Consider the following 16601-nt stretch of genomic DNA (forward strand, 5'->3'; position numbering starts at 1 on the left):
CGAGATGAGCGACAGCCGGCTGACTTCCGCCCTGCTTACCCCGGTCGCCGACGAGGACGGAGCGCCCTTCTGGGAGTACGCCGCCCGGGGCGAACTCCGCGTCCAGGCCTGTGCCGCGTGCGACGAGCTGCGCTTCCCGCCGCGCCCCTGCTGCCCGCACTGCCAGTCGTTCGACAGTGAGTGGCGCCGGATGAGCGGCAAGGGCCGCATCTGGTCGTACGTCCTGCCGCACCCCCCGCTCCTGCCCGCGTACGCGGCGCAGGCCCCGTACAACGCGGTGATCGTCGAGCTGACGGACGCCCCGCGCATCCGGCTCGTCGGAAACGTGGTCACCGAACCCGGCGCCGCACTCGACTCGGTCGACCCGGCGCGGCTGCGCATCGGGGCGCGGGTGCAGGTGGCCTTCACGGATCCCGGTGACGGCGTGACGGTGCCGCGCTGGCTGCTGGAGCGCCCGTGAGCATCCGTATCGAGCGGGACAAGGAGAGCGGGGTCGCGGTCGTCACGCTGGACCGCGAGGCGAAACACAACGCGATCGACCTGGCGACGGCGGCCGAACTGTCGGCGGCGTGGCGGGAGTTCCGCTTCGACGAGAGCGTTCGGGCGGTCGTCGTGACGGGTGCGGGTACGCGGGCGTTCTGCACGGGAATCGACCGGGGGGTGGAGGTGCCGCAGCCTCCTTCCCCCTACTCGATCGACGATCCGCTGATCTCCATCGGGCCGAAGGCGAACGACCTGTGGAAGCCGGTGATCGCGGCGGTGCGGGGGATGGCGTGCGGCGGGGCGTTCTATCTGCTGGGCGAGGCGGAGTTCGTGGTCGCCGCCGTTGACGCGACCTTCTTCGATCCGCATACGACGTACGGGATGGTCAGCGCCTACGAGGCGATCTACATGGCGCAGCGGATGCCGTTCGGGGAGGTCGCCCGGATGTCCCTGCTGGGCACGGCGGAACGGCTCTCCGCGCGACGGGCGTACGAGATCGGCCTGGTCTCCGAACTGACCCCACCCGGCGAGGAATTGGCGGCGGCGGTGCGCTCGGCCGAGGTGATCGCCTCGTACCCGACCGGGGCGGTGCAGGGCACGGTACGCGCGGTCTGGGCGGCGAAGGAGGGCGCCCGAAGCGCGGCACTGGCGCAGGCGCCGCAGCTGATCGCGCTGGGGAATCTGCCGCCGGAGGAGCAGGCGGAGCTGTTCACGACCCGTCGGAAGGGGTTTCGGGTGCGGTAGGGACGAAGACGCGGCGGTCACTGCGCCGGCCCGCCCCGGGTCTCACCGCAGCCCCGGCTTTCGGCGTCACCCAAGGGAGCCGATGGCCTTCACGATCAGCGACCGCGCATCCGCTCCGAACACGGCCAGCTTGTACAGCTCACCGAACGCCTGCTCGTAGAGAGCGATCTCATCCGGTGCAGTGATTTTGATGGATGCCGAGAGCGGCTCGATGTGGACCCGCTGCCCGTCGAAAATGGTGAACGTCTCGATCGGCCACATGGCGCGCGATGCCACAGAAGGGATCACCCCGAGCGCGACGGCCGGCAGTTCCATGGCGGACAGCAGATGGCCGAGTTGCCCGGCCATCACCCCGGCGTCGCCGAGCCGGTAGCACAGCACGGCCTCCTCGATGAGGATCGCGAACTGGCGATCCCCTTCGCGCACCACGCGGGAACGGTGCATGCGCGCGGCCACGGCCTCGGTGACGTCGTCGGGGGCCCCACGAAACGCTGCGATGGACGACAGTAGGGCCGCCGCGTAGCCAGGTGTCTGGAGGTAGCCGGGCATCACGTTCGAGCAGTAGACCCGAAACCGTCGGGTGCGCTCATGGAGGGGCGCGTTGACCTCTTGGAGTCGCCGCAGGCCCGTGCGTTGCAGGCGCCTCCACTGGACGTACATGGAGTCGGCCTGTCGGTTCGCCACGATCAGGTCAGGGGCCTGCCGCTGTGCGCCGCAGGCCTGACACCACGCGCGGATATCCGCGTCGGACGGAGGTGTCTTGGCGTGCTCGATACGTGAGGACTTCGCCTCGTGCCAGCCGCACCGAGCCGCGAGTTCCCGCTTTGTGATCCCTGCATCCAGACGCAGCTCCCGCAGCCGCTCGGCAAGGGCTACGCGCGCGGCTTGCACGCTGGACGACGGGGACTGGGGCATCGGCCGGATGCGGGCGTGTCAGTGGATCTCGTACTGGTCGTGCGGGACAGCGCGCTCCCAGACGGATTCGAAAGCGGTTGCGCAGAGCTTCACGGTCTCGGTGTCGCTGGTCAGCTCGTCCTCGATGACGTTGCCGTCTCCGTCGAAGTGATGGATACGCAGCAGCCGCCCGTCGAGGAGCCAATGGTCGTTGCCGGGTAGTGCCAGGCCCGTCGCTTGTCGGCGTGGCAGCCATCGGACCTGCTCGTCCGCCGCGATGTTTGCCGCCGTGGCGTAGTACTCCCAACGGATGTACTCGCTGACCGGCTCGGACACGACGCGCGCCCGGCGGACAACGACACCGCGGGCGACGGCGTCCGCCACGGTCTGGTGGAACGGTCGCCACCAGGACTCCCGGTTGTCCCAGCCGATGCGCTCCCCGCTGCGCCACGCTGCGAACCGTTCGTTGTCCGCGTAGCTGTCCCGGAGTTCGAGGTGCACCGCGGAGTCGGTGCAGTCGGCCAGCAGCTCAGCGAAGCTCGGTATTCCCGCGCTCAACTGCATCGCATGCCTCCCTGATCATCGGCACCATCTGGGCCGGAATCCTGACGATGGCCTCGCTCTCCGGAACAGACCCACGCCCGGGGCTGGTCGACTCGCACACCGTCACGGTGGCTGTGTCGGGCTTCCACCCTTGGAAAAGCAGCTCTTGTGTCTGGGTGTCCACCCACACCGTCGGGCAATGGTCCTCGTCTGTGTCTGGATCAATGCCGACGAACCGTACCGTCATGCCGACCTCCAACGCCTCGGTACTTGCTCAGACTTGCACCACCGTCCGCCCTCCGGAGCGCTCCGTCAAGCAGGCGTAGGTGCAACAACCAGTCGGATGGATTGGCATGCAAGTCGGTGCAGGTTTGTGGCGGGTGCGTCAGGGCGGGCCCTACCGTCCCTGGCTATGGTGAACCGTTCCGGGTTTGATCGAGGCTCGATCTTTTGGAAGGATCGAGTGCGTTATGGCGAAGCAATATCCGAAGGAGCTCAAGGAGCGGGCCGTGCGTCTGGTCCTGGAGACTCGTGATCAGTACAAGACCGAGTCCGCGGCGATCCGCTCGATCGGAGCGAAGCTCGACATCGGGCCGGAGTCCTTGCGGAACTGGGTGCGGCAGGCAGAAGTCGACGCCGGTGCCCGGACCGGGACCACAACCGAGGAATCCGCCCAGCTCAAGGCCCTGAAGAGGGAGGTCGCCGAGCTGAAGCGGGCGAACGAGATCCTCAAGGCTGCGGCAAGTTTCTTCGCGGCCGAGCTCGACCGGCCACACACACGCTCGTAGCGTTCATCGACGAGCACCGGGACCGCTTCGGCGGAGTCGAGCCGATCTGCAGGACGCTCACCGAGCACGACTGCAGCATCCACCCGTCCACCTACTACGCCCACAAGAAGCGCCCACCGTCGGCCCGTGCCATGCGGGACGCGGAACTGGCACTCCTGATCGTGGAGATCTTCCGGGACAACTACAGCGTCTACGGAGCCCGCAAGATCTGGGCCGAACTGAAACGGCAAGGTCATCAGGTGGCCCGGTGCACCGTCGAGCGCCTGATGAAGGCCGAAGGCATCACGGGAGCGGTGCGCGGGAAGAAGATCGTCACCACCAAGGCGGACAAGGAAGCAGAGCGGGCCCCGGACCGGCTGGGCCGGCAGTTTGTGGCCAGCGCCCCGAACCGGGTCTGGGTCGCAGACTTCACCTACGTGGCCACCTGGTCCGGCACCGTCTACGTCGCCTTCGTCGTCGACACCTTCTCCCGCCGGATCATCGGCTGGTCCGCCGCGACGAACAAGCAGACACCGCTCGTGCTGTCCGCACTCGAAATGGGCCTGTGGCAGCGCGACCGCGCGAACACCCCAGTCATTGCACGGGAGTTGATCCATCACTCTGACGCCGGTTCGCAGTACACCAGCTTCCGTCTCGCCGCTCACCTGGCGTCCGAACAGATCGCGGCCTCCATCGGCACCGTCGGCGACGCCCTCGACAACGCGCTGATGGAATCGACCATCGGGCTGTACAAAACCGAACTCATCAAGCCCCAGCGGCCCTGGAAGGCCCTCAGCGACGTCGAGTTGGCCACCGCCGAATGGGTCGACTGGTACAACCACCGCCGACTCCACGGTGAGATAGGCCACGTCCCGCCAGCCGAATACGAAGCCGTCCACTACCAACATCAGACAAATCTGCAGGTCACAGCCACAATCTAGAGTCTCTACCGAATCCGGAACGGTTCAATGGACCTCGCACCCCGCCCCTCGACGGCGACCGACACGGAACTGTCCGGCGCCTGGTGCCACTGGCATCAAGGGCCCTCCGGTACAGCCAAGGTGATCCAGTCAATCGAGCGGCCGTCAGGCGCACCCCATCCACAGTCCGCGTGCGCGCCGTGCCGCGAGCAGCGCGGCCTGGTCCCCGCCGCCGAGCGCGCCACATTGACGAGGAGCCGCTCATGAACAACGCAGCGGCCACGATCCTCCGGCCCACGGGGCTCCGCATCTGCTGGGAGCCGAAGCCAGATACCCCCGTACGGTGCTGCACCCGCGAGCCGGGGCACGACGGCGACCACCACCACGAGTACTCCGACGTGTCCTGGCCGCGAAAGGCGGGTGAGAAACGATGCCCCGCTCAGTGATCCGGAAAGCGGACTGGTCGCTCGGCGCGAACACGTCCGAGGACGTACCACCGACGACCCGCGCAATCCAATGCACCACGTGCCCGGAAATGTCGGGCGCCGACGAAGGCCAACTCGGCCCGGACTCATGGGCCCTGAGGCACGCCGGCCGGACCGGCCACACCGGGTACAGCGAGACCATGCGGGTCCCCCTCAGGGCAACCCCCCGTACCTGACCTCCCCACCCACTCCCGGTGCTACAGCGACCGCGACGCACCAGCGGCCAACCACCTCCTGGCCGACCGGGTGAGTCGCAGGTCCGACTCGCGACAGGCCGTGGTATTGGTACAATTAGCCCGTATCGCCTCAGCGTCAAAATTCTCGAGGCGCTCCTAGGTGACCGCTACTCCGCCCCTGGAGGAATCCATGTCCGGCCTCGTCCGCAAGAGCCTCAGCTCACCCGACGAAACCCGCCCCTTCGAAGAGAACAAGGGGAAACTTGAACTCGTCAACTCCGAAGAGGGCCCCGTAGGACGGGCGACCTTCGAACCGGGCTGGCAGTGGTCCAAGCACGTCAAGCCGATCGCCAAGACCGAAAGCTGCCAAGCCGCGCACACGGGCTACGTGGTCTCGGGCCGCATGAAGATCGTCATGGATGACGGCGAATCCGACGAGTTCGGTCCGGGCGACTTCATGATCTGTCCGCCGGGTCACGATGCCTGGATCGTCGGCGACGAAGCGTGTGTCGTCATCGACTGGTCGGGGTTCGGCGAGTACGCCAAGCGGTAGGCGAAACCCGGCGCCGCTCGGGGCCTTGGGCCCTCCGCCTACGCACGGCCGTCCTGAGATCAGCGCCTTCGCCGTGATGGATGCGCCGTCCGGCAGCGACTGGATGTACACGGCCAGGCCGATCGCGGACGCCGAGAGCGATCTGTGCTGGGCGAGGTGATTGCCGACGACCGTGAACCGGTCGGTGTGGCGGTGACGTACGTGAAGAACTCCGGCACGCGGAGCGTCCTCGGGGAGCGCGCACAGGGCGGCACTAGACTGGGGAGCAGTCATCGGGAAGGTGTCTCTTCCTTGGTGGTCAGACCCTCGGTGTGGAGTGCAATCCCGCCGGGGGTCGACGTTTTTTGTTGGGTTGTCGCGCCGACCGTACCGCACCCCTCCGCATTCCGGACGCTCCCTCACCCGATCGTGTGACGTTGGGAGTTGGAGGAGTGGGTAGGTCGTTTCTTTCGCCCAGTTCTTTAGGTAAGGGCGCGGCCGACCGGGACGCGGTTTACCGGGACCCGGTGGCGACCTGCGGAAATGCGGGAATGCGCGAAACCCTGGCTTCAGGAACAAGCCCTGACGTCAGGAACGTCAGGAAACCGTCCGCTTCACATTCTTCAGCGTGCACTTGCCACCCGACGTCGCACCCTCCTGAGGCACGTACGGCGTAGCGACATCCAGCGTGTCCGTCTGACCCGCGAGCACCATCGGAATGCTGGGGCTGCGCTCGCCGAGAGTCGTGCCGGTCGGGTCCGTGAAGGAGACGGTGAAGGAGTACGAGTACGTCTCCGACGCGCTGCTGTTCTTCGCGCTGACCGCAGCCACGATGCCCCGCGCCGAGTCGTATGTGCAGGAGTCGATCCGGACGTCGTTGGCGCCCTTGTTGCCACTGCTGCCGGAGACCGAACCCGTGGTGCCCGACGAGGTGGTGTCGCCGGTGGTGGAGGAGCCGCCCGACGTCGAGTCGTCGTCGTCGTAGCTCGACCCGCCGCTGCTGCTACTGCTGCTGCTACTGCTGCTCGAACCACCGCTACTGCCACTGCTGCTGCTGCTGTTGTCGCAACTGCCACCGTGGGAACCACGGGCTCCGGTGAGTGCGACAACAGCGATACCGCAGATGGCGACCGCGCGGACATGACGAAGCTTCACGCTTCAACCCCCGTTGAAATCGTAATGTTTGGCGCCCGATTGACGGGCGCACGTCACATTAGATCGCCGCCGGACACACTGGCAAACGTGCTTTGCCGCAGCCACCGCCGGTCCGCGACTGGCAGCTCCTGCACGGTGGGCGTAGCGTCGTGATCGAGAGTTTCGAGAGCCGTCCGAAGTCCGAAGGAGGCCGGTGATGCTCCGTAACGTCCTCGGATGGATCCTCGCTCTCGTGGGAGCGACGGCGGCCGTACTGAGCCCTTTCCACGCCTGGCACGACGGGCGGCACGGCCGTGACTACCGCATCCAGGACCTGTTCAGCGGGATCACCGGCACCTCGGCGGAGCTGGTCGGCTCGATCATTCTGCCGTTCGTCTTCGCGGCCGTGGTGACCCTGATCGGCCTGCTGCTGCGGTCCCGGCTGCTGGTCGCGTTCGCGGGGATCGTCGTCCTCGGCTTCACCATCCTGTGGATGGTCCGCGTGGGCATGGCCGAGGGCAGCCTCGCGGTGAACTCCGACGGTACGGGCCTGAAGCTCGGCGTCGCGTACGCCCTCGGCGGCGGCGTACTCCTGCTGCTGGCCGCCGGCGCCCTGCACGGCCGCCACCGACCCGGCCGCCACCGGTACGACAGCCACGCGCCCGGCCCCGCAGAACCGACGGGCCCCGCGTATCCGGTGGAGGAGGAGCCCCGCCCCCGGCATCCGACGCTGGACGGGCCGCAGCAGCCGAACCCGCCGAACCCGCCGAACCCCAAGGCATAGCGACTGCCCGTCCCCGTCAGGCCTGCGCACCCCCGGAACGGCCCGTCGCCGTACCCTTCACCGCGTCCAGCGCGTACACACAACGGTCCTTGCTGCATGCGTAGATCACGCCGTCCTGCGCCACCAACGAACCGGTGATCTCGCCGCCCGTCGCCAGCTTCCAGCGCAACTGGCCGCCGCTCGCGTCCAGTGTGTAGAGGCAGTGGTCCGCGGAGCCGAAGTGGACCCGGCCGTCGGAGACCACCGGCGCGCCGACGACCTCGCCGCCCGCCGCGAAGCGCCACTTGGGCGTGCCGGTGACCGCGTCCAGGGTGTAGAGCGCGCTGCCGCTGCCCACATGGACGTTGCCCGCGGCGACCAGGACCGGCTCGATCGACTGGCGGGACTCGGTCGCGATCCGCCAGCGGTCCTTGCCGGTGGACGCGTCGAGGGCGTACACCGTGCCGAGGTAGTCGGCGAGGTAGACACCGCCGCCGGTGACGGCCGGGCCCGGCGCGAAGGCGGGCGCGCTGAGGAAGACCGCCGGGGCCTCGAAGTGCCAGCGCACCCGGCCGCTGACGGTGTCGACGGCGAGGACGCGCGTACCGGCGGCGACATAGACATAGCCGTCGGGCGCGGGCGTCACCCGCACCGGCACCCCGCCGCAGGAGGCCGCGTCGCCGATCGGGTACGACCAGCGCTCGGTGCCCGTGCGGGCGTCGAGGGAGCGCAGCCGGGCGTCCTGCCACACGTACACCGCGTCGTCGTGCAGCGCGGGCCCCGCCTCCGGGGTCTCGAAGTCGGTCTGCGCGCCGCTGAGTTCCCACAGCTTCTGGCCGTTCGCGGCCTCCCACGCCTGGACCCCGCCGCCGCGGGTGCCGGTGACCACCGTGCCGCGGTCCGCCTTGAGCGAGTACACCCAGGCGTCGGTCTGGAGGCGCCACCGCTCGGCGCCGTCCGTCGCGTCGAGGGCGTACAGCGTGGGGCCGTCGGAGGCGTGTATACGACCGCCCGCGACCGCCATCGCCCAGGCGACGTCACGCGTCTTGAACCGCCGCCTGCCGCTGGCCACGTCGAGGGCGTGCACCTCGAAGGAGGTGACGTAGACGAGGCCGTCCGCGACGGCCGGGGTGCCCCACACATCGTTGGACATCCGGAACCGCCAGGGCCGCCACGCCCCGGACGGCCCCACGTCGTCGGCCGCAGGTGCGGGCGCCGGTACGGACGGGGGCTGCATGACACCGGTCGGCGCGTCCGCCCCGTTCACCGCGGCTGCGGTCACCCCGGCGGGCGGCCTGATCCAGCCGGTGGCCTGACCCGCCTGGGCCGGCGCGGCCCCCGCGTGCGCGTCGGCGACCCGCGGTCCTGGCCCGATCGGCACCGTCACCCCGGGCAGCCGTACGGCGTGCTGCGGAGCCTGCGCCGCGTGGGCGCCCGCGCCGCGGGCCCCCTGCGCGGCCGGCGCACCCTGGGCGGCGTGCGCGGACCGCAGCTGGACACCCTGACCCTGCTGGCCCTGGCCCCCGCCCTGCGCCTGCGCGTACGACGGCGCGGTCGCCGACGGCGGCGGGCCCTGCGGGCGTGGCGGTGTCGGCGCCTGGGCGCGCACCGGGGGCGCGCTCGGCACGGCCGTGCGCCCGCCCCCACGGCGCAGCTCGATCATCGCGGTGGCGCGCGGCGGCAGCCAGGCCGACGCCGTACCGCTGTCGTCCTGGCCGGAGGCGAAGAGGTGCGGCGCGAGCTGCGACTGGAGGTCGGCCGGGCTGGGCCGCAGCGGCGCCTCCCTCCCCATGCACGACTTGATCAGCGGTAGCAGTTCATCAGGCAGACCCGCCAGGTCGGGGCCTTCCCGCAGCAGCATGAACACGGTCTCGACGGGGTTGCCACCGTGGAAGGGCGCATGCCCGGTCGCCGCGAAGACCAGCGTCGACCCGAGCGAGAAGACATCACTGGCGCCCGTCACGCTGCGCGAGTCCCGCGCTTGCTCGGGCGACATGTACGCGGGGGTGCCCACGGCCACGTTGGTCATGGTCAGCCGGGTGTTGGAAACCCCGGACGCGATACCGAAGTCGATGACCCGGGGGCCGTCCTCGACCACCAGGACGTTCGACGGCTTGAGGTCGCGGTGGACCAGGCCCGCGCCGTGGATCGACTGCAGGGCCTCGGCGATACCGGCGGCCAGCCAGCGCACCGCCTGGGCGGGCATCGGCCCGCACTCATTCACTATTTCCTCAAGCGAGGGAGCGGGCACGTACGCCGTGGCCAGCCATGGCACCGCCGCCCGCGGATCGGCGTCCACGACGGCCGCCGTGTAGAACCCGCTGACGGCCCGTGCCGCCTCCACCTCACGCGTGAAGCGGACGCGGAACAGTTGGTCCTCGGCGAGCTCGGTCCGTACCGTCTTGATCGCCACTCGCCGGCCCGACGCCGAGCGCGCGAGATAGACCAGCCCCATGCCGCCGGCCCCGAGCCGGCTCAGCACCTCGAACGGGCCGATCCGTCGCGGGTCGTGCTGCGTCAGCTGCTCCATCACTTGCCTGCCACCTCCCCGTACAAGGCCGCAAACACAGCCCCATGCAGCGTCTCACCACTGGGCACCACCCAGCGGCGCGCACCCTGATTCTTCCTGTCGGAGGCGGTGGAGGCGAACCCAGGGCCGGACCGAGGTGTCTCACCCTGATTCGGACACACCACACGGGTGCGTTATACGAATTTTGCCCGGATAAGCGCGTTATGGGCGTGGCTCGGGCCGACGCGGACACCGCCGGTCGGACATGATCGGGCCTGCCGGATCCGTTCTCAAGCCTCCTGGGATCCGTTCTCAAGTCCCCTCGGACCTGTTCTCAAGTCTTCTCGGACCCGTCCAGGGTCTTCTCGGGCTCGGCCAGAACGGCGAAAGTGGCGCCCTGATTGTCGACAAGCACCGCGATCCGCCCGAACGGGGTGTCGACCGGCGGCAGCTGGACGCGCCCGCCGAGGCGCTTGGTCGCCTCCACGGCTCCGTCGCAGGACTCGACGACAAAATAGACCAGGAAGTGGTCGGGCATCTCGACGGGGAAGGCGTCGCTCATGACGCTGCGACCGCCGATCGCGGTCTCGGGCCCCGGCTCGGTGCCGGCCAGGGACCAGGTGCGGAAATCGACACCCGCGTCGCCTTGGGCACGCTCCTCGGACTGGGCGTCCCCCTCGGAACGGGCGAGCTCCTCGTCCTGGGCGAGTTCCTCGGACCGGGCGTGTTCCTCGGACCGACTGCGCCCCTCGAAGCCGAAGACCGTCTCGTAGAACGGGTCGATCAGTTCCTTGTCGTGCGTGTAGACCTCGGTCCAGCAGAAGGAGCCCGGCTCGTCCCTCTTCTCGAAGCCGCTGTGCGTGCCCGCCTGCCAGAGCCCGAAGACACCACCACCGGGGTCGGCGGCCACCGCCATCACGCCGAGTGGCTCGACGGCCACCGGGTCGGTCAGCAGTTGGCCGCCCGCCGCCCGGACCTTCGCGGCGAGTGCGACGATGTCGTCGGTGGCGAAGTAGACACCCCAGGCGGTGGGCATGCGGCCGTCGCGCTTGGGCGCCAGAGCGGCGACCTTCAGGCCGTCACTGAGCGCGTTCACGAACGCGCTCTGTGTCGCAGTGCCCGCATCCGCGAACGTCCACCCGAAGAGGGAACCGTAGAAGCGCTTGCCCGCTTCGAGGTCGTCGAGCGCCACATCCACCCAGCACGGCGTGCCTTCCGCGAATACGGCCATGGGATCAAAGTAGCCAGCGCACCCACCTTGTGCAGCCGAAAACACTCGAACAATTGGCCCAATATCGGCGCATTTCCCTTGCCCCCCATGGGTTGTCCACCGAAGTTATCCACAGGCTGTTGATAAGACTATTCGTGGCGGGAGCGGCCGGGACACGGTCCGCGGACCCTGGGGAAGGACCCCCGTGGGGCCTCCGAATCGGTCCGCCGGGGGTATCCGGGCTGTCCGGGCGGCCCGGGCCGCCCGGAGGGCCGGGATCACGCCACCGGGAGGTTCGGGATCAGGCCGCCGAGACGTCCGGGGCCGGCCGACGGTACGTCCGGGTGACGCCCGGTCCCCGCCCGGCGCACGCCCTCTTCCCCATTTGCAGTCGGCCGAATCGCGCTCCGATCACCCCTCGGTAAGCTGACGGCATGACAGGACAAGTACGCACCGTCGACGGCCGCGTAGCCGGACGACGCGGCCAGGCGACGCGGCAGAAGCTGCTCGACTGCCTCAGCGAAATGCTCAGCTCGTCGCCCTACCGGGACGTCAAAGTCATCGACGTGGCCCGTAAGGCGGGGACTTCACCCGCGACGTTCTACCAGTACTTTCCCGACGTCGAGGGCGCTGTCCTCGAAATCGCGGAGGAAATGGCCAAGGAGGGAGCCGGGTTGACCGAGCTCGTCTCCGCCCGCTCCTGGGTGGGTAAAGCGGGCTGGGCCACCGCGGAAGAACTCGTTGACGGTTTCCTCGAGTTCTGGCGCAGGAACGACGCGATTCTGCGCGTGGTCGACCTGGGCGCGGCCGAGGGCGACAAACGGTTCTACAAGATCCGTATGAAGATCCTGAACTCCGTGACCAACTCCCTTACGGACTCGATGAAGGATCTCCAGTCCAAGGGCAAGGTCGACAAGGACGTCAGCCCGGCGGCGATCGCCGGATCGCTGGTCGCGATGCTGGCCGCGGTCGCCTCGCACCAGAAGGGCTTCACGACCTGGGGTGTGAAGCAGTCCGAACTCAAGCCGAACCTGGCGCTGTTGGTCCACCTCGGCATCACCGGCAAGAAGCCGACGAAGTAGCCGGAGCGGCCGAAGCAGCCGAGCCGACCGAACCAACCAACCAACCAACCAACCAACCAACCAACCAACCAACCAACCGAATAGTGGGTATCGAGTAGCGAACGAGGTGCACCGGCGGCGTCGCCGCCGGCCCCGGTCCTGTCACGTCAGCGGCGGACCCCCCTCACCCGGGTGGTCCGCCGCAGGCATGAATACGTCCGGCCTCGCACGTCCGGCTAGACCGCCTCCGCCTCCGCCTTCGCCTCTCGCTCCACCAGCCGGAACAGCCGGATCTGCCGCTCCACCCTGGTCTGATACGTCGTGTACGGCGGCCAGAACTTCACCGCCGCCTGCCACACCGCGTCCCGCTCGGCGCCCTCAAGCAGTCGCGCCCTGACGGGGATGTCGCGGCCCCGCCAGTTGATCAGCACGTCCGGATGGGCCAGCAGATTGGCCGTCCAGGCGGGGTGTCCGGGCCGGCCGAAGTTGCTGCCGATCAGGATCCAGCCGCCGCCCTCCTCCGGCATGCACGCCAGAGGTGTGGTGCGCAGCAGGCCGCTCTTGGCCCCCTTGGCGGCGAGGATGACGCCCGGCAGCATCTGGGCGCTCAGCAGCACCTTGCCGCGGGTCAGCCGGTGGACCGCGCGGTCCATGGCCGGGATGCAGTGGGGCGCGATCCTGGCGAAGGTGCGGGTCGACGACACCTTCTGGATCAGCCGGGTTCCGGGCGGCATCAGACGGCCAGCTCCTTCGGTTCGAAGAGGTCCGCGACCTCGGCGGCGCGGGCCCGCAGCCGATGGACCGGGCCGAAGAGCAGCTCGTCCGACGCGGCCCGCTTGAAGTAGAGATGCGCATCGTGTTCCCAGGTGAAACCGATCCCGCCGTGCAATTGGACGGCCTCGCCCGCGGTCGTGCGGAGCGCTTCGAGTGCCTGGGCGAGGGCCAGGGCACCGGCCGAGGGGTCCCAGGCCGCGTAGTACGCCGCCGAACGGGCCGCCTGGACCTGTACGTACAGATCGGCCAGCCGGTGCTTGACCGCCTGGAACGAGCCGATCGGCCGCCCGAACTGCTCGCGGGCGCCCACATAGTCGACGGTCCGCTCCAGCGACTGCGAGGCCGCGCCGACCGCCTCGGCGGCGAGAACCGCGGCGGCGGTACGCCCCACGGCGGCGAGGGCACCCGGCACGTCGGCCGCTTCGACGCTCTCCTCCGCGCCGAGCAACTGGGCCGCGACCTCGCGCAGTTCGATACGGGCCTGCGGCCGGGTCTCGTCCAGCGCCACCTCTCGGGCGCACGAGAGCCCCGGGGCGTCCGCGGTGACGAGGAACAGCAGGACGCGGCTGCGGGCGAAGCCGCCGGTGTGCGCCGCGACCAGGAGCAGGCCCGCGCTGTGCCCGTCGAGGACCTGCCCGGCCTCCCCGTAGAGCCGCCAGCCGTCGTCGGTACGTCGCGCCTGCACCCCGCCGGCCCGGCCGCCCCCGGCCCACTCGCCGCCCGCATTGTCGCCGGTCAGGGCGAGTGCGGCGCTGAGGCTGCCGCCGGGTACGGCGAGGGTGGCGGTCAGGGTGCCCCCGGCGATGGCCGGCAGCAGGGCGGTGCGCTGGGCGTCCGTGCCCAGGGCGGTGATCAGGGGTGCGGCGAGTGCGGCGGTGGCGAACAGCGGGGAGGGCAGCAGAGTGCGGCCCGTCTCCTCGCAGGCGAGGGCGAGTTCGGCCGAGCCGCAGCCGACTCCCCCGTATGCGGCGGGCAGGGCGAGACCGGGCAGCCCGAGCTGTTCGGCGAGCTGCTTCCAGAGTTCCCTGTCGTACCCGACGGCGGTCCTGACGGCGGCTTTCACCTCGTCGGGCCCGCATCGCTTGGCCAGCAGTTCGCGCAGGGTGCGGCGGATCTCGTCCTGTTCCGCGGTGAAGGCGGCGTCCATGGGCTCCCCTCCATCTCTGACGGGTCGTCATGTTAGAGGTGGGCGGGGGAGATGGACAGGGGTGCGGGTGGGTGGGTGTGGGGTGGTGGGCGCCTGTGGCGGGCTGTTCCCTCCCCGCCCCTTCCCGCTGTGACATCTTGCGGCTGCCGCCGCGTGGCGGGGCAGCCCCGACCCCCGGACGGGCTGAAAAGTTCCGGATGCTGCGCATCCTCAGCCCGTCCGGCGCTTGAGGACACGCCCGCAGGGCGTCCAGGGGCCCGGGGCCTGCCCCGGTTTCGGGAAGGGGCGGGTAGGGGAACAGCGCTGCAGGCAACCCGCACCCGGCCCACGCACCCGCACCCACCCACCCACCCACCCATCCACCCGCACACGCCTCCGCCCCCCCCTCCGCGCCCCGCATCTGATGTACCGTCAGAAATATGCCCCCCTCCCCCCGTTCCCCCCGCAAGGTCGCCGTCGCCGGCATAGCCCTCTCGGACTGCGGGCGCGTCGACGAGGCCACTCCCTACGCCCTGCACGCCCAGGCCGCCCGCCGCGCGCTCGCCGATTCCGGCCTCGACCGGTCCGTCATCGACGGCTTCGCGTCAGCCGGCCTCGGCACCCTCGCCCCCGTTGAGGTCGCCGAGTACCTCGGGCTGCGCCCCACTTGGGTCGACTCCACCGGCGTCGGTGGCTCCACCTGGGAAGTCATGGCCGCGCACGCCGCGGACGCCATCGCCGCCGGGCACGCCAACGCCGTACTCCTGGTGTACGGATCGACCGCCCGCGCCGACATCAAGGCGGGCCGCAGGACGTCGAACCTCTCCTTCGGAGCGCGCGGCCCGCTCCAGTTCGAAGTGCCGTACGGGCACACGCTGATCGCCAAGTACGCGATGGCCGCCCGGCGTCACATGCACGAGTACGGCACGACCCTGGAGCAGCTCGCCGAAGTCGCCGTCCAGGCAAGGGCGAACGCGGCGACCAACCCGGACGCGATGTTCCGCGCGCCGGTGACGGTGGACGACGTACTCGCGGGCCCGATGATCGCCGACCCCTTCACCAAGCTGCACTGCTGCATCCGCAGCGACGGCGGCTGCGCGGTACTGCTGGTCGCGGAGGACTACGTACCGGACATGGCGAAGGCCCCGGTGTGGGTACTGGGATCCGGGACGTCCGTCTCGCACACCGCCATGTCCCAGTGGGAGGACTTCACCGTCTCCCCGGCCGCGGTCTCCGGGCGCCTGGCCTTCGAGCGGGCCGGGGTGGGACCCGCCGACATGGACCTCGCCGAGATCTACGATGCCTTCACCTATATGACGCTGGTCACGCTGGAGGACCTCGGCTTCTGCGCGAAGGGCGAAGGCGGCGCGTTTGTCGAGAAGGGCCGCCTGCTGCGGGACGGCGCACTGCCGGTCAATACCGACGGCGGCGGCCTGTCCGCCTGCCATCCGGGGATGCGCGGCCTGTTCCTGCTGGTCGAGGCCGTGCGACAGCTCCGCGGCGAGGCGGGCGACGGGCAGGTGCGCAAGGCGGGCGGGCGGCTGCCCGAACTGGCGGTGGCCTCGGGGACCGGCGGCTGGTTCTGCTCGTCGGGGACGGTGGTGCTGGGGCGCGGCTGACACCGGCCGCCCCAGCCGTGGCGGGGGCCTACCGCTTTCCCCCGCGGCCGAGACCCGCCGTTCACCCCGGCTCCATATTCATCCCGTAACGCCCATGGTGTGAGATGACGGGATGAGCAATCCGCATCCGCAACAGCATCCGCAACAGCCGGAAGCCGACGACTTCCACGAGCTGCTCCGCTCCCAGCGCGTATGGGACACAAAGCTGCCCGCGTTCGACACGTCCGCCGCGCCCCGCGAGCCACTCGCACTCTTCCACCGGTGGTTCGCCGAGGCGGTCGAGGCCGGTCAGAGCGAGCCGCACACGATGACCCTGGCGACCGTGGACGAGGCCGGGCTGCCCGACGTACGTACGTTGATGCTGCACGACGCCGACGAGCGCGGCTGGCACTTCGCTTCGCACACCAACAGCGCCAAGGGCCGCCAGCTGGCCGCCGCGCCGCAGGCCGCGCTCGGCTTCTACTGGGCGACGCAGGGACGCCAGGTACGGGTCAGGGGGCCGGTGACCGTCGGCACGCCCGACGAGAGCCGGGCCGATCTGCACGCACGGTCGACGGGCGCGCTCGCCTCCGCACTCGTCGGTCACCAGAGTGAAGTCCTGCCGCAGTACGGGCACTTGCTACGGGCCTCGCAGGCGGCGTGGGAGCAAGCGCAGGCCGACCCCGAGGCCGACGTACCGTCCTGGACGCTGTACGTCGTCGAGCCCACCGAGGTGGAGTTCTTCCAGGGGGACGAACACCGCCGCCATGTACGCCTGCGCTACCGCCGGGGCGACGACGGCGGCGGCTGGATCCGGGAACTGCTCTGGCCGTGACGGCGGTGTCGCCGGCCCTCCCGTCCGACCCCGTCGCGCTCGCGCGC

Annotated in this window: 17 protein-coding genes; 9 read left to right on the forward strand and 8 right to left on the reverse strand. The window is 69.8% G+C overall.

Features of this window, described 5'->3' with window-relative positions:
* Positions 1-4 precede the first annotated feature (4 nt).
* Complete coding sequence (locus tag ABCR94_RS00890; RefSeq protein ID WP_347117011.1) at positions 5-460, forward strand: Zn-ribbon domain-containing OB-fold protein; 456 nt, start codon at positions 5-7, stop codon at positions 458-460.
* Positions 457-1227, forward strand: coding sequence for an enoyl-CoA hydratase/isomerase family protein (locus ABCR94_RS00895; RefSeq protein WP_347117012.1), 771 nt, complete (start codon positions 457-459; stop codon positions 1225-1227). The genes ABCR94_RS00890 and ABCR94_RS00895 overlap by 4 nt, the downstream gene beginning before the upstream one ends.
* A gap of 66 nt (positions 1228-1293) precedes the next feature.
* Here the strand turns inward: ABCR94_RS00895 and ABCR94_RS00900 are convergent, their stop codons facing one another.
* The 3 genes from ABCR94_RS00900 to ABCR94_RS00910 are packed head-to-tail and all read right to left on the reverse strand — an operon-like array spanning position 1294 to position 2911.
* Positions 1294-2142 (reverse strand): helix-turn-helix domain-containing protein, encoded by an 849-nt coding sequence (locus tag ABCR94_RS00900; RefSeq protein WP_347117013.1) that lies wholly within the window; start codon positions 2140-2142, stop codon positions 1294-1296.
* Between the two features lie 18 nt (positions 2143-2160).
* Positions 2161-2685, reverse strand: a complete 525-nt coding sequence (locus tag ABCR94_RS00905; protein ID WP_521975907.1) for a DUF6879 family protein — start codon at positions 2683-2685, stop codon at positions 2161-2163.
* Positions 2651-2911, reverse strand: a complete 261-nt coding sequence (locus tag ABCR94_RS00910; RefSeq protein ID WP_347117014.1) for a hypothetical protein — start codon at positions 2909-2911, stop codon at positions 2651-2653. The genes ABCR94_RS00905 and ABCR94_RS00910 overlap by 35 nt, the downstream gene beginning before the upstream one ends.
* Positions 2912-3134: 223 nt before the next feature.
* Between ABCR94_RS00910 and ABCR94_RS00915 the strand changes: the two genes are divergently transcribed.
* From ABCR94_RS00915 to ABCR94_RS00920, 3 genes are all read left to right on the forward strand, one after another.
* Positions 3135-4372, forward strand: a protein-coding gene (locus ABCR94_RS00915; protein ID WP_347117015.1) for an IS3 family transposase whose coding sequence is annotated in 2 segments (ribosomal slippage) — positions 3135-3408 and positions 3408-4372 — 1239 coding nt in all. Because the reading frame shifts where the segments join, the coding sequence is not laid out codon by codon here.
* Positions 4373-4781: 409 nt separating this feature from the next.
* Positions 4782-5012, forward strand: a complete 231-nt coding sequence (locus ABCR94_RS39010) for a DUF7848 domain-containing protein (protein ID WP_521975909.1) — start codon at positions 4782-4784, stop codon at positions 5010-5012.
* 190 nt (positions 5013-5202) lie between these two features.
* The gene (locus tag ABCR94_RS00920) at positions 5203-5565 is read left to right on the forward strand and encodes a cupin domain-containing protein (protein WP_347117016.1); all 363 of its coding nucleotides are present in this window, start codon (positions 5203-5205) and stop codon (positions 5563-5565) included.
* Positions 5566-6141: 576 nt separating this feature from the next.
* Here ABCR94_RS00920 and ABCR94_RS00925 read toward each other — a convergent pair.
* The gene (locus ABCR94_RS00925; RefSeq protein WP_347117017.1) at positions 6142-6699 is read right to left on the reverse strand and encodes a hypothetical protein; all 558 of its coding nucleotides are present in this window, start codon (positions 6697-6699) and stop codon (positions 6142-6144) included.
* Between the two features lie 196 nt (positions 6700-6895).
* Between ABCR94_RS00925 and ABCR94_RS00930 the strand changes: the two genes are divergently transcribed.
* A complete protein-coding gene (locus ABCR94_RS00930) occupies positions 6896-7462 on the forward strand; it encodes a hypothetical protein (protein ID WP_347117018.1) in 567 nt (188 codons plus the stop codon).
* 16 nt (positions 7463-7478) lie between these two features.
* On the opposite strand, the gene afsK is transcribed toward ABCR94_RS00930, so the two are convergent.
* Both afsK and ABCR94_RS00940 read right to left on the reverse strand, forming a co-directional pair.
* The gene (gene afsK, locus ABCR94_RS00935) at positions 7479-9971 is read right to left on the reverse strand and encodes a protein serine/threonine kinase AfsK (protein ID WP_347117019.1); all 2493 of its coding nucleotides are present in this window, start codon (positions 9969-9971) and stop codon (positions 7479-7481) included.
* Positions 9972-10284: 313 nt separating this feature from the next.
* On the reverse strand, positions 10285-11181 hold the full coding sequence (locus tag ABCR94_RS00940) for a VOC family protein (protein ID WP_347117020.1): 897 nt from the start codon (positions 11179-11181) through the stop codon (positions 10285-10287).
* A 413-nt stretch (positions 11182-11594) separates the two neighbouring features.
* On the opposite strand from ABCR94_RS00940, the gene ABCR94_RS00945 reads away from it, so the two are divergent.
* The gene (locus ABCR94_RS00945) at positions 11595-12242 is read left to right on the forward strand and encodes a TetR family transcriptional regulator (RefSeq protein ID WP_347117021.1); all 648 of its coding nucleotides are present in this window, start codon (positions 11595-11597) and stop codon (positions 12240-12242) included.
* 215 nt (positions 12243-12457) lie between these two features.
* Here the strand turns inward: ABCR94_RS00945 and ABCR94_RS00950 are convergent, their stop codons facing one another.
* Entirely contained in the window at positions 12458-12955 is a 498-nt protein-coding gene (locus ABCR94_RS00950) for a nitroreductase family deazaflavin-dependent oxidoreductase (RefSeq protein WP_347117022.1), read from the reverse strand.
* A complete protein-coding gene (locus ABCR94_RS00955) occupies positions 12955-14142 on the reverse strand; it encodes an acyl-CoA dehydrogenase family protein (RefSeq protein ID WP_347117023.1) in 1188 nt (395 codons plus the stop codon). Before ABCR94_RS00955 ends, ABCR94_RS00950 begins: the two co-directional genes overlap by 1 nt.
* Before the next feature lie 419 nt (positions 14143-14561).
* Here ABCR94_RS00955 and ABCR94_RS00960 point away from each other — a divergent pair, with 419 nt between their 5' ends.
* Positions 14562-15740 (forward strand): thiolase C-terminal domain-containing protein, encoded by a 1179-nt coding sequence (locus ABCR94_RS00960; RefSeq protein WP_347117024.1) that lies wholly within the window; start codon positions 14562-14564, stop codon positions 15738-15740.
* Between the two features lie 112 nt (positions 15741-15852).
* Positions 15853-16554: a pyridoxine/pyridoxamine 5'-phosphate oxidase gene (locus tag ABCR94_RS00965; protein WP_347117025.1), complete on the forward strand. Its 702-nt coding sequence runs from the start codon at positions 15853-15855 to the stop codon at positions 16552-16554.
* The last annotated feature ends 47 nt before the right edge of the window (positions 16555-16601 follow it).

Origin of the sequence: Streptomyces changchenzhani, from assembly GCF_039766235.1 — a bacterium.
Taxonomy (GTDB): Bacteria; Actinomycetota; Actinomycetes; order Streptomycetales; family Streptomycetaceae; genus Streptomyces.

What these genes read in the sequence shown, in the direction of transcription:
- afsK (WP_347117019.1), bottom strand. Translation starts at nt 9,971, where the DNA reads ATGGAGCAGCTGACGCAGCACGACCCGCGACGGATCGGCCCGTTCGAG.
- ABCR94_RS00960 (WP_347117024.1), top strand. Translation starts at nt 14,562, where the DNA reads ATGCCCCCCTCCCCCCGTTCCCCCCGCAAGGTCGCCGTCGCCGGCATA.
- ABCR94_RS00910 (WP_347117014.1), bottom strand. Translation starts at nt 2,911, where the DNA reads ATGACGGTACGGTTCGTCGGCATTGATCCAGACACAGACGAGGACCAT.
- ABCR94_RS00955 (WP_347117023.1), bottom strand. Translation starts at nt 14,142, where the DNA reads ATGGACGCCGCCTTCACCGCGGAACAGGACGAGATCCGCCGCACCCTG.
- ABCR94_RS00900 (WP_347117013.1), bottom strand. Translation starts at nt 2,142, where the DNA reads ATGCCCCAGTCCCCGTCGTCCAGCGTGCAAGCCGCGCGCGTAGCCCTT.
- ABCR94_RS00940 (WP_347117020.1), bottom strand. Translation starts at nt 11,181, where the DNA reads ATGGCCGTATTCGCGGAAGGCACGCCGTGCTGGGTGGATGTGGCGCTC.
- ABCR94_RS00905 (WP_521975907.1), bottom strand. Translation starts at nt 2,685, where the DNA reads ATGCAGTTGAGCGCGGGAATACCGAGCTTCGCTGAGCTGCTGGCCGAC.
- ABCR94_RS00930 (WP_347117018.1), top strand. Translation starts at nt 6,896, where the DNA reads ATGCTCCGTAACGTCCTCGGATGGATCCTCGCTCTCGTGGGAGCGACG.
- ABCR94_RS00945 (WP_347117021.1), top strand. Translation starts at nt 11,595, where the DNA reads ATGACAGGACAAGTACGCACCGTCGACGGCCGCGTAGCCGGACGACGC.
- ABCR94_RS00890 (WP_347117011.1), top strand. Translation starts at nt 5, where the DNA reads ATGAGCGACAGCCGGCTGACTTCCGCCCTGCTTACCCCGGTCGCCGAC.
- ABCR94_RS00920 (WP_347117016.1), top strand. Translation starts at nt 5,203, where the DNA reads ATGTCCGGCCTCGTCCGCAAGAGCCTCAGCTCACCCGACGAAACCCGC.
- ABCR94_RS00965 (WP_347117025.1), top strand. Translation starts at nt 15,853, where the DNA reads ATGAGCAATCCGCATCCGCAACAGCATCCGCAACAGCCGGAAGCCGAC.
- ABCR94_RS39010 (WP_521975909.1), top strand. Translation starts at nt 4,782, where the DNA reads ATGCCCCGCTCAGTGATCCGGAAAGCGGACTGGTCGCTCGGCGCGAAC.
- ABCR94_RS00950 (WP_347117022.1), bottom strand. Translation starts at nt 12,955, where the DNA reads ATGCCGCCCGGAACCCGGCTGATCCAGAAGGTGTCGTCGACCCGCACC.